Here is a 12,017-nt window from a genome sequence, read left to right on the forward strand (position 1 = left end):
CCGCGCCCGTCTGGGCGGTGCTTGTCGTGGTGGACGGGGCCGGCGCGGTCGAGGTGGACGGCGTGGTCGCGCTCGGCGCGGGCGCCGGCGTGCCGGTGCTGGTGCCGGCCTGGGTCTTGGTGGCGCGCGTGGCGGGCTGGCTGGCCTTGGCACCGGTCGGCGGCACCGAGGAGCCGCCGATCGTCAGGCCGGCGGCCTCGAGATTGGCGACCGACTTCTGCCCGAGCCCCTTGACGCGGCTGGCCAGGTCATCGGCGCTCTTGAACGGGCCGTTCTTGGCGCGTTCGTCGATGATCGCCTTGGATTTCACCGGGCCGAGGCCCTTCACCGATTCGAGCGCGGCCTGGTCGGCGGTATTGACCTCGACGGCCGCCGCGAAGGTGGCGCCCAGCGAGAGCGACAGGGTGAGCAACAGCAGCAGCAGTTTTTTCAGCATGGCAAGGACTCCCCAGTAGAGCGGTGGAACCGCTGTTGTGACGGACAGGCGATGATGCGATGCGAACGGCCGATGTCGTGCGATCAAGCATAGGACAAATGCGTGCCCTTTTTGAGGCAGCGCGCGCAGTGTTGCGCATCGCGCCGGGGGCTGTAAAGGGGAGAAGGGCCGGCGGCGGGCCGTTTTGACCAAGTTTGACGGAAGCCTCCAGTCGGGCGGTGGATTTCCGGGAGGTCGGGAGCCGCGGGACCCGGGCAGGATGGGCTTTGGCGCAGCCAATCGCGCCGATCGTTTCGCCAGGGAGTATTCGGGCCGCCGTTGCGGCTGGCCCCTTGGCGCACGTCAGGTCGGATCCGGGGCCGGCGGCCGGCGCGGCGCCTGGCGGCCCTGGCCCACGCCCCGGCCGGTCGTTCAGCCCGCGTCGCGCAACTGGCGCCGGCTGACGTGGCGCAGGTAGAGCACCAGGGCCGCGCCGGCGATCAGCAGGCTCACGAAGTTGGCGCTCCAGAAGCCGCGCGCGCCGGTCAGCGCGGCCGGCACCCAGCCGCCGACGTCGAAGCCGAGCAGGTAGCCGCCGCCCACGCCGACGCCCCACAGCGCGACCGCGTAGATCACGGTCGGCACCACCGCCACCTTGTAGGCGCGCAGCACGAAGGCGGTGGTGACCTGGATCGCGTCCACGCAGTGGTAGAAGGCGACGATCGTGACCAGCGGCAGGGCGGCGGCCATCACGGCCGGGTTCGGCGTGTAGGCGCCGATGATGCGCTGGCGCAGCAGCAGCACCACGCAGGCATAGCCGATCGCGGTCATCGCCGCGAAGCTCACGCCGTGCCGCGCCAGCAGCCGCGCCTCGTCGGGGCGGCCGGCGCCGAGCGAGCGCGCCACCAGGGTCGAGGCGGCGATGCCGATCGACAGCGGCGTCATGTAGAGCACCGCGCCCAGGTTGCCGGCGATCTGGTGGCCGGCCAGCGTGGTGGTGCCGAAATGCGCGATGAACAGCGCCATGAAGGTGTAGGAGGTCACCTCGATCAGGTAGGACAGCCCCATCGGCAGGCCGAGCTTGAGCAGCGCCTTCTGGCGCTCCCAGGTCGGCGTGCAGAAGCGCGCGAAGATGCCCAGCGGCGCGAACACGTTGAGCCGCGCGACCAGGGTGAAGCCGATCAGCGCGAGCGCCCAGTTGATCAGGGTGCTGGCCAGCCCGCAGCCTGGGCCGCCCAGGGCCGGCACGCCGAGCCCGCCGAAGATGAACCAGATGTTGAGCGGGATCTTCAGCGCCAGCGCGCCGATCTGCAGGATCATCGCCAGCCGCGGCTTGCCGGCCGCGTTGGTCAGCGCGTTGTAGATGCGGAACATCAGGCTGGCCGGCAGCCCGAAGGACAGGATGCGCAGGTAGTCGACGGTGCGGTCGTGCAGCTCGGGCGGCGTGTGCGCGAGGCGCAGCAGCAGGTTCGGGAAGTGCAGCAGCAGGAAGCCCGGCACCGCCAGCATCGCCGCCAGCCACATCGCCTGGCGCACTTCCTCGCCGATCTCCTGGAAGCGGCGCGCGCCGTACAACTGGCCCGCGATCGGCTGCAGCGCCGAGAGGATCCCGGTCAGGCCGATGAAGACCGACACGTAGATCGACGAACCGAGCCCGAGCGCGGCCAGGTCGACGGCCGAGTAGCGGCCCACCATCGCGGTGTCGATCACGCCGAAGGCGATGATCGCCAGCTGGCCGATCAGCACCGGCCAGGCGAGGCCGGCGATGCGGCGGACGTCGGCGAACATGCTCAATCCCGCGAGATGCGGGCGCCGCGTCCCGGATGACGGCGGACCGGCGTCTTGGGCCGCTCGATCCGCTCGTAAAGGCGGAAGCGCTCGTCGCGGTCGGCCGCGCGGCGGCCTTCCCAGATCAGCCGCCAGACGTATTCCGACATCGAGCTCGGCTCGCCGTAGTCGGCCGGGTCCTGGCGCAGGATCACGTCGCAGTCGTCGGTGAAGGAGAAGTGCATGTCGCCGAAGTAGGCGAAGGTGGCGATCTGCGCGTCGCCCAGGCGCACCGGCGAGATGCACTCGTAGTCGGCCGGCAGGTGTGCGGCGATCTGCACCGCCACGTCGCGATAGGTCCGGCTGTAGTTGACGAAGGGCAGCCACAGCGTCATCAGCAGCACCCACATCAGGGTGGTGCCGGCGCCCGACAGCACCACGCTGCGCCACAGCACCTTGGGCTGGCGCGAGATGCGCCAGCGCACCAGCGCGAACCAGCAGAGCGTGGCGATCAGCGCGCAGGCGAAGGCGAGGATGTTGAAGTGCGATTCGTAGCCGGGCACCAGGCGCGCCAGGTTGCGGGCCAGCGGATGCGGGAAGCCGGTGATCGAGGCCAGCCAGACCAGCCACACGAAGCTGCCGAGGATGGTGAAGCTGAGCACCGCGAACCAGTCGATCGCGTTGATCGCGCCGCGCTTCAAGGTGGGCAGGGCGAAGGTGGCGAGCACCGCCAGCGGCGGCAGCAGCAGCATGTAGACGCGGTTGGTTTCCTGGCTCTGCAGGATCACAAGCGCGACCAACGGGGCGGCCACCGCGAGCGGCACGGCGATGTGCGGCCGGCGGCGCCAGCCCTTCCAGCTCACCCAGGCCCAGATCGCCAGCGGCCAGGCCGGCCAGGTGAACAGCGGCAGGTTCTTGGCGGCGTAGCGCAGCACCGCGGTCGGCGGGCCCGAGAAGCGCATCAGGCTGCCGTGCAGCCACTGGTTGAAGAACCAGTTGGCGTCGTCGGGATAGAGCGTGAGGGCGGCGATCGGCCAGAGCGCGAACAGCAACACGGCGATCGGCACGCCGACCAGCAGCAGGTGGCGATGCCGGACCTCGGGCGTGGCCAGCATCAGCACGGCGGTGCCGACGATCAGCGCGGCGGCCAGCACCGGGTTGCCGGACAGCAGCAGCAGGCCGACCGCGATGCCCCACCAGGTGGCGCCGTGCAGCGGCTTGTCGGTCAGCCGTACCAGGCCGTAGACCAGCATCGCGACCCAGGCGAACTGGGCCAGTTGCGGGGTGGTTTCATGGCCGCGCTCGGCCAGCCCGAAGCAGGCCAGCAGCACCAGCAGCGCGCCGTCGGCCAGCGTGCGGCCGTAGTCGCGCGGCTCGGGCTCGCCGCCGAAGGCGTACTTGAACGGCTGCACCTCGGGGCGGCGGCCGAGCAGGTAGGCGGTGTACCAGACGAAGGCGCAGGCCACGCAGAACAGGATGCCGGTGGCGATCCGCGAGGCGTTGCTGGCCGAGAACCAGGGGCCGAAGGCCTCGACGCCGAGTGCGCCGAGCCAGTAGCCGAGCGGGCCGTCCGTGGTGATGAACTTGCCGACCAAGTTGGGCAGCAGCCAGTCGTGCAGCGAGCCGCCCGCCATCGTCCACATCACGCCGAAGCCGGCGGCATCCTCGTTCTTCCATGGATCGCGGGCAAACAGGCCGAAGCCCGCGTAGACCAGGCAGAGCGTGAGCAGCAGCCAGCGCGGCAGGGCGCGCGTGGCGGAGGCGGTGAGACGAACGACAGGCTTCATGCAGTGATTGGCTTGTTATGAGTAGGCGCCGGGCGGCGCCGCTGGGCACTGCCGTGTTACGAGCATCCGGCATTGTAGACGTTGCGCACGGGCGTTGCCGCAAGCCCGGTGCCGCAACACGCGCAGACGAAAAAAGGGCAGCCTGGGCTGCCCTTTTTTCGGTTCGGACCATGCAGGCCGGCGTTGCCGCCGGCCCGGGTCTCGCGAGGCTGGCTTACGAGGAAGCCTTGCCGTTCGCGCGCGAGCCGAACTTGTTCTTGAACTTCTCGACGCGGCCGGCCGTGTCCATGATCTTTTGCTGACCCGTGTAGAACGAGTGCGATTCCGACGAGACTTCGATCTTGGCCAGCGGGTAGGTCTTGCCGTCGAGTTCGATGCTTTCGCGCGTCTGGATGGTCGAGCGCGTCACGAACTTGAAGCCGTTCGACATGTCTTGGAAGACGACTTCGCGGTAATCCGGGTGAATGCCAGGTTTCATGATGTGTCCTGTAATGGAGCGGTAGCCAACCCGCCGCGTCGTCCCGAACCGCAAACGATGCCTGGCGAGCCACTTGCCTAGGGTCGAAAAACGGCGATTATGCCAGAAAATCAGGCGGTTGGCGATTTTCGCGCACGGCACCCGGATTTGTCGCGCGCTTCAGACGGCCGGCAGCTCCGCCAGCGCGCCGGTGCCGGCCGGATCCTGGCGGTAATAGTGCGCGAGCAGCCGGTACAGTTCGGGGAATTCCGCCTCGAAGGCGGTCGGCCTCACGAACAGCGCCTCGCTGCAGACCGCGAAGAATTCGGAAGGGTGGTCGGCCGCATAGGGATCGATCAGCGAATTGCGCTCGAAGCGCGCCCAGGCGCGATCCGGCACCGCGTCGACGCGGTCGCAGAAACGGTCGTAGGCGTGGTCGAAGACGTTTTCCCAGCGCGTCGCGTCGAGGTGCGGCGCATGCAGGCGGCGAAACAGGGGCGGATGGCCATCGGCCTCGCCGCTGATCATGTCGATCTTGTGCGCGAATTCGTGGATCACCACGTTGTAGGCGTCGCTGCCGTCCGACATCTGCACGTCCTCCCAGGAGAGGATCACCGGGCCGCCCTGCCAGGCCTCGCCGCTGGCGTCCTGCTCGACCTCGTGGACCACGCCGTCGTGGTCCTCGACGGTCTTGCGGATCACGAACTCGCCCGGATAGACCACCACGCCCACCCAGCCGCGGTAGAGGTCGAGCCCGAGGTTGAGCACGGGCAGGCAGGCCTGTACGGCGATGCCGACCGTCATGGCCTCGGTCAGTTCCAGTTCATGCGCGGTCGAGAAGGATTTCTCGGCGAGAAAGCAGCTCGTCATCTCGCGCAGGCGGGCCAGGTCGGCGGCCGACAGCGTGGCGAGGAACGGCAGCCGGGCGAGCGTGTCGTCCCAGAGCGGGTCGGGAATCGGGAAACTGCGCAGCGCGCGATCGCGGCGGCGCGCGTCGAGCCACCGGGAGAGTCGGGAGAGCATCGGAGCGGGGGGCGTGACGAAACAGGCGCACGGTACCTCAATCGATCGCTTTTTGCCAGGCGGCGACCAGGCCGCCGCAGACGGCCACGCCCGCCACGAACAGGAATCCGTCGAGCGAGGCGAGGAAGGCGGCCTGGCGCAGGAAGGTCTGGTTCAGCGAGGCGAGCGCGAGCGCCTGCGCCTCGCCCGCCGCGTGGCCGGCGGCCGCGAAACCGCGCGCCAGCGTGTCGAGCGTCTGCGCGAAGATCGGGTTGAGCGGGCTGGCCTGCTCGAACAGGCGTTCGCGGTGCAGCGCGTCGCGATGCTGCTCGACGATGATCACCGAGGCGGTCGCGAAGGACAGCGTCAACTGCTTGAAGATGTTCTTGAGGCGGTAGCTGTGCGTGTAGTCGTCGAGCGCGAAATCGCGGAAGGTCAGGTTCGCCACCGGCAGCACGATGAACAACAGCAACAGCCCGCGCATCAGCAGCGGGGCGATCAATTGCGCCTCGCTGACCTGGGGCGTCATGCGCGACATCACGAAGGCGGTGCAGGCGGCCAGCGCGAAGCCCGGCACGATGATCCATTTCTTGCGCGTGACGTGTTTCGAGTAGCGCAGGTAGACGAACAGCGCGCTGGCGGCGATCAGCGAGGTGGTGCCGGTCAGGCGCCCGGCGTTCTCGACCGGGTAGCCGAGGCCGGCCTCGAGGAAGCGCGAGCTCAGGTAGCTGAACGAGGTGGTGATGTAGTAGTAGAAGACATAGAGCAGCAGGCCGACCTGGAAGCTGCGCTGGCGGAACGCCGACATGCGCACCAGCGGCGAGGGATGGTTCCACTGCTGGCGCGCGAACCAGGCCAGCGAGGCGAAGCCGGCGAAGCTGAGCAGGATCAGCGAGGGCGAGGACAGGAACAACTGGTAGCGCACCTGCTGCATCACGATCTGCAGGGCGCCTTGCGCGAAGGCGAACATCACGTAAGGCCAGATGTGGCTGTTGGTGCGTTCCTCGGGCGGCGCGTGGCCGCTGTCGGGCAGCGCGCCATAGGCCAGCGCCGAGAACAGCAGCGCGGGCGGCACGGTGCAGGCGAACACCGCGCGCCAGGTGAAATGCGCCACCAGCTCGCCGCCGACGATGGGGGCGAGCGAGGTGCCGAGCAGCAGCATGATCAGGAAGGCGCGCGTGGCGCGCGGCCGTTGCGGCGGCGCGTAGGTGATCTGGATCAGGATCCGGCAGGCGCCCATCATCGGGCCGATGAAGTAACCCTGCAGGCCGCGCGCGAAGGCCAGTTGCAGCGAGGTGTCGGCCGCGGTGGCGGCGAGCGCGCCCAGCGCGTAGAGCAGCATGCAGCCGCTGACGTAGCGGCGATGCCCGACGCGATCGATCCACCATTGCTGCTGGAGGATGCCGAGCACGGCCGCCATCGCATAGGTGCTCGAGGACCAGACCAGTTCGTCGGGCGAGGCGTTGATGCCGCCGGCGATATGGCTGGCGAAGAACGAGAAGATCGCGTTGTCGAAGTAGTCGAGGCCGGTGACCAGCGCGATCACCCAGGGAAACAGCTCGCCGCGCAGCGTCTCGATACGCCAGAACGAAGGGCGGGGTGCCGCCGTGTTCATGGGCGTGGCTTGCCGGAGCGGCTCCGGGCGCGGCGCTCGGGTTGCGCCGCTTGGGTCGGTTTGACCTGTTTTGCCGCGGCCTGGCGTTTGGCGATCAGCTCATCGGGATTGTCGCCGGCGATGCGCCGCTCGATGTAGTCGAGGTCGTGCCGCAATTCGGCGCGCACCGTCTCGACTTCGCGCAGTTCGCGGCGCGCGGCGGCGATCCGCTCGTCGAGCCGGGCGACCTGCGCGGTCAATTCCGTGTGGATGTCGCGCAGCGAGTTCTCCGAGTAGCGACGGCGCCCGCCGCTTTCGGCGGCCGGCTCCAGCGGCCGTTTCAGCATCTCGGTGATGCCGTGCAGCGAGAAGCCGATCGCGCGCAGGCGCAGGATGCGCGAGAAACGATCGAGGTCGGCCTCGTCGTAGAGACGGTAGCGACCCTCGCTGCGGCTCGGCGTGACGAGCCCGCGTTCCTCGTAGTACTTCAGCGTGCGCGGGGTGACGCCGAGGCGCTCGGCGGCATCGCGCACGGTCAGCAGGCTGGGATCGGAGGGGCGGGGCATCGGCAGCGGGGATTCGAATGGAACGTGGCCGATTTTAGATCAACGTGTACGTTCACGTACAGGTTGAAATGCGCAATAGTCCGCTGCGCGGGCTGAAGCGGGTGCGAGGAGGCAGGATGCAAAAAAGCCGCCTCAAAGGGCGGCTCTTGCTGGCGCCGGCGCGATGGCCGGCGGTGGCGGGGCTTCAGCCGCCGCGGCGCATCAGGTCGAAGAACTCCGAATTGCTCTTGGTCTGGCGAATCTTGTCGAGCAGGAATTCCATCGCCTCGACTTCGTCCATGTCGTGGATGAACTTGCGCAGCACCCAGATCTTCTGGAGGATGTCCGGCTTGATCAGCATTTCCTCGCGACGCGTGCCCGACTTGTTCAGGTTGATCGACGGGTAGACGCGCTTTTCCGCGAGACGGCGCTCGAGGTGCACTTCCATGTTGCCGGTGCCCTTGAACTCTTCGTAGATCACGTCGTCCATGCGGCTGCCGGTTTCGATCAGGGCCGTGCCGATGATGGTCAGCGAACCGCCTTCCTCGATGTTGCGCGCCGCGCCGAAGAAGCGCTTCGGACGCTGCAGCGCGTTGGCGTCGACACCGCCCGTGAGCACCTTGCCCGAAGCCGGGATCACGGTGTTGTAGGCACGGGCCAGGCGCGTGATCGAGTCCAGCAGGATCACCACGTCGTGCTTCATTTCCACCAGGCGCTTGGCCTTCTCGATCACCATTTCGGCGACCTGCACGTGGCGCGTGGCCGGTTCGTCGAAGGTCGAGGCGATCACTTCGCCCGCCACCGAACGCTGCATTTCGGTCACTTCTTCAGGGCGCTCGTCGATCAGCAGCACGAACAGGATCACGTCCGGGTGGTTCTGCTTGATGGCGTGCGCGATGTGCTGGAGCATGACCGTCTTGCCCGACTTCGGCGAGGCCACCAGCAGGCCGCGCTGGCCCTTGCCGATCGGCGCGATCATGTCGATGATGCGGCCCGTGACGTTTTCCTCGCCGCGCATTTCGCGTTCGAGCGAAAGCGGCTTGTTCGGGTGCAGCGGCGTGAGGTTCTCGAACATGATCTTGTGTTTCGAGGCCTCGGGCGGCTGCCCGTTCACCTTGTCGACCTTCACCAGCGCGAAGTAGCGCTCGCCGTCCTTCGGCGTGCGCACTTCACCTTCGATGGTGTCGCCGGTGTGCAGGTTGAAGCGGCGGATCTGCGACGGGCTGATATAGATATCGTCCGTGCTCGCGAGATAGGACATTTCCGGCGAGCGCAGGAAGCCGAAGCCGTCCGGCAGGACTTCGAGCGTGCCGTCGCCGAAAATCGTCTCGCCCGTCTTGGCGCGCTTTTTTAGAATGGCGAACATCAACTCCTGCTTGCGCAGGCGGTTCGCGTTTTCGATCTCCAGACCATTGGCCATTTCGATCAATTCGGAGACGTGCAGAGACTTGAGCTCGGATAAATGCATACGGAGAACCCGCCAGGGAGGAGATGCTACGAAAGATATAGGGAGGAGGGCGAGCGGAATCGCTCAGAGACTTTTGCGTCGGATGGCGACGTCGAATTAAATTCTAGCACACGCCGATTCGGGCTTGCTTTGCCGTTCGGCGCTTGCGCAAAAAGCCTGTTGCCGGTTGGCAACAGGCTTTTTGCGGCAATACGGATTTACAGGTGGCTGTCGAGGAAGGCCGTCAACTGCGACTTGGACAGCGCGCCGACCTTCTGAGCGGCGACCACGCCGTTCTTGAACAGGATCAGGGTCGGGATGCCGCGCACGCCGTACCTGGCCGGGGTGGCGGTATTGTCGTCGACGTTGATCTTCGCGATCTGCAGCTTGTCGCCGTAGTCCTTCGAGACTTCGTCGAGAATCGGCGCGATCATCTTGCAGGGGCCGCACCATTCCGCCCAGAAATCGAGCAGGACGGGCTTGTCGGATCTGACGACGTCCTGTTCGAACGATGCGTCGTTGATGTGTTTGATCAGTTCGCTCATTTGGTCAATACCTCATTCGTTTCGGGGACTGCCTGCGCTCGCCGGTCTTTGCACCGGCTGCCGGTCCAGGCAGCTCCGCCCCGTGGAACACGGCGGCGTGAAGCGCTTGCAAACCGTGGCTCGCGGGTCACTCGGGCGTCATATTAGCCTAAATTGCTATCCACCGTTGGCGGCGATAGTATCCGCTTCGCGAGTAGGGCTGTCGGCCCTTGCCGGCGACAACAGGAAGATGGGGTAGGCGCTTCGGAATACAAGGGGTGGCGCTCGTAGCGGTAATGCCGTGTAATCGCGGCGCGCGTCGATGGCAATGCGGCGCATCGGAAAGCGAGTTTCCTATTCTTTATTCTTCCGATTGTGCGAACGGGTGGTAATGCCTGAATCCGGCTCATGAATCGCGCCTTCCTTTCCTGCGTGTTCGTGTGGATCGATTGCGTTGCAGGGCATCGAATCGCGCGGCCGGCACGGCGTCTCGCGATGCGTACGATAAATCGGTCGCGTTCGGCGTGAAGCGGTGATAGAATTCGCCGTGACGGGCCTCCTCGCATGGTGGGCCGGTGAACCTGGTCAGGTCGGGAACGAAGCAGCCACAGCCGTTTTCCGCCAGTGCCGAGGGTCAGGCTCGTCACCTTCCCCTTTCTTCCTGTTCGATCAGCTGCCGCCGCGGCGTGTTCGCCTACTCCAGATCCCGATTGTCCTGCCTGCCCGCCACGTTCTACATGGCTGCATCGTGCATGCCGTTCATCTCGGCGCGAGTTCGCGCGGCGAGGATTTCGATGGCCGCTTGCCTGTCGGCGACGCCATACGTTACTGATACAATTTCCCGATGACCTATCAAGTTCTCGCACGCAAGTGGCGTCCGAAGGATTTCGCTTCGCTCGTCGGCCAGGAGCACGTCGTCAGGGCGCTCACGCACGCGCTCGACGGCGGGCGTTTGCATCACGCCTATCTGTTTACCGGTACGCGCGGCGTCGGCAAGACCACGCTGTCCCGGATCTTCGCCAAGGCGCTCAATTGCGAGACCGGCATCACCTCGCAACCCTGCGGCGTCTGCCGTGCCTGCCGTGAAATCGACGAGGGGCGTTTCGTCGACTACGTCGAGATGGACGCGGCGAGCAATCGAGGCGTCGACGAAATGGCCGCGCTGCTGGAGCGCGCCGTGTACGCGCCCGTCGATGCGCGCTTCAAGGTCTACATGATCGACGAAGTGCACATGCTGACGAACCATGCGTTCAACGCGATGCTCAAGACGCTGGAAGAGCCGCCGCCGCACGTCAAGTTCATCCTCGCCACCACCGATCCGCAGAAGATTCCCGTCACCGTGCTGTCGCGCTGTCTTCAGTTCAACCTGAAGCAGATGCCGGCCGGGCATATCGTCATGCACCTCGAGCGCATCCTCGGCGAGGAGCAGGTCGCCTTCGAGCCGCAGGCGCTGCGGCTGCTCGCGCGCGCGGCGCAGGGCAGCATGCGCGATGCGCTGTCGCTGACCGACCAGGCGATCGCCTACTCGGCCAACGAGGTGACCGAGGCGGCCGTGTCGGGCATGCTCGGCGCGCTCGACCAGACCTACATGGTGCGTCTGCTCGATGCGATCGCGGCGGCCGATGGTCCTGAAATCCTGACGATCGCCGACGAGATGGCGCTGCGCAGCCTGTCGTTCTCGACCGCCCTGCAGGATCTGGCGGGCCTGTTGCACCGGATCGCCTGGGCGCAGTTCGCGCCCGCCTCGGTGCTCGACGAGTGGCCCGAGGCGGGCGACCTGCGCCGTTTCGCGGACTTGCTGAGTCCCGAGCAGGTGCAGCTCTATTACCAGATCGCGACGGTCGGGCGCGGCGAGATGGGGCTCGCGCCCGATGAATACGCCGGCTTCACCATGACCCTGCTGCGCATGCTCGCCTTCGAACCGGCCGGGCCGGGCGGCGGCGGGGCGGTGCCGGGTGTGTCGCCGGCCGCGGCGGGCAACCGGCGCGCTACGGCACCTGCCGGTGCAGCAGCGGCGCCACGCGTAGCCTCCTCGGCGAGTGCCACGCCCGCGGTGCCCGCGATCGAGCCGAAGCCGCTGGCCAAGCCGGCGGCTTCTTCGGTCTCGCCGGCCGCCACGGTGCCGTCGAAGCCGCTGGTCCCAGAGGTGCCAGTGCCGGTCGCGTCGGTCGAAGCCGCCGCGTCGAGCGAGTCGGTGCCGAGCGTCGCGCCGGTAACCGAGCCACTTGTCGAGCCTGCGCCGGAATCGACCGATGTTCCTGCTTCCCCCGTAGCCGCCCAGACCGACGCGGCCCCGGCTGCCGCCGAGGTTCCGGCCGTGCCCGAGCCTGCGGTGATCGCGCCTGTCGAGGCGAAATCCGAGCCCGCAGCGCCGGTCGAATCCGTCGAACCTGTCGCGGCACCGATCGCAAGCCAGCCGACTGGGCCGGCCGCAGCGGTCGAGCGCCCGGCGCCGGCACGCCCCGGCGGCGGCGCAGCC

10 protein-coding genes and 1 other RNA gene are annotated in these 12,017 nt (G+C 67.2%); 2 read left to right on the top strand and 9 right to left on the bottom strand.

Annotated features, from left to right (window positions below; all coding sequences use genetic code 11):
- The 9 genes from F3J10_RS31080 to trxA form a co-directional block, all read right to left on the bottom strand.
- The coding region (locus tag F3J10_RS31080) for a helix-hairpin-helix domain-containing protein (protein WP_167243706.1) at positions 1–436 on the bottom strand (436 nt) is incomplete at its 3' end.
- A gap of 411 nt (positions 437–847) precedes the next feature.
- Positions 848–2,203 carry an MATE family efflux transporter gene (locus F3J10_RS31085; RefSeq protein WP_025097642.1) on the bottom strand — a complete coding sequence of 452 codons (1,356 nt, stop codon included), beginning with the start codon at positions 2,201–2,203 and terminating at the stop codon, positions 848–850.
- 2 nt (positions 2,204–2,205) lie between these two features.
- Positions 2,206–3,969: a glycosyltransferase family 39 protein gene (locus F3J10_RS31090; protein WP_167243707.1), complete on the bottom strand. Its 1,764-nt coding sequence runs from the start codon at positions 3,967–3,969 to the stop codon at positions 2,206–2,208.
- A 214-nt stretch (positions 3,970–4,183) separates the two neighbouring features.
- A complete protein-coding gene (locus F3J10_RS31095) occupies positions 4,184–4,447 on the bottom strand; it encodes a type B 50S ribosomal protein L31 (protein ID WP_025097644.1) in 264 nt (87 codons plus the stop codon).
- A 159-nt stretch (positions 4,448–4,606) separates the two neighbouring features.
- Complete coding sequence (locus tag F3J10_RS31100; RefSeq protein ID WP_025097645.1) at positions 4,607–5,449, bottom strand: M90 family metallopeptidase; 843 nt, start codon at positions 5,447–5,449, stop codon at positions 4,607–4,609.
- A 37-nt stretch (positions 5,450–5,486) separates the two neighbouring features.
- The gene (locus F3J10_RS31105; RefSeq protein WP_167243708.1) at positions 5,487–7,043 is read right to left on the bottom strand and encodes an MFS transporter; all 1,557 of its coding nucleotides are present in this window, start codon (positions 7,041–7,043) and stop codon (positions 5,487–5,489) included.
- The gene (locus tag F3J10_RS31110; protein WP_167243709.1) at positions 7,040–7,588 is read right to left on the bottom strand and encodes a MerR family transcriptional regulator; all 549 of its coding nucleotides are present in this window, start codon (positions 7,586–7,588) and stop codon (positions 7,040–7,042) included. Before F3J10_RS31110 ends, F3J10_RS31105 begins: the two co-directional genes overlap by 4 nt.
- 184 nt (positions 7,589–7,772) lie before the next feature.
- Positions 7,773–9,035: a transcription termination factor Rho gene (rho, locus tag F3J10_RS31115; RefSeq protein ID WP_006402347.1), complete on the bottom strand. Its 1,263-nt coding sequence runs from the start codon at positions 9,033–9,035 to the stop codon at positions 7,773–7,775.
- Positions 9,036–9,232: 197 nt separating this feature from the next.
- Entirely contained in the window at positions 9,233–9,559 is a 327-nt protein-coding gene (gene trxA / locus F3J10_RS31120; protein ID WP_025097648.1) for a thioredoxin TrxA, read from the bottom strand.
- A 528-nt stretch (positions 9,560–10,087) separates the two neighbouring features.
- On the opposite strand from trxA, the gene ffs reads away from it, so the two are divergent.
- Positions 10,088–10,186: signal recognition particle sRNA small type (gene ffs, locus F3J10_RS31125), an RNA gene on the top strand.
- A gap of 196 nt (positions 10,187–10,382) precedes the next feature.
- Positions 10,383–12,017: DNA polymerase III subunit gamma/tau (gene dnaX / locus F3J10_RS31130; protein ID WP_240155758.1), on the top strand; the 1,635-nt coding region annotated here is incomplete at its 3' end.

Source organism: Burkholderia sp. Cy-637, assembly GCF_011753175.1.
In the GTDB taxonomy this organism is placed as follows: Bacteria; Pseudomonadota; Gammaproteobacteria; order Burkholderiales; family Burkholderiaceae; genus Burkholderia; species Burkholderia gladioli.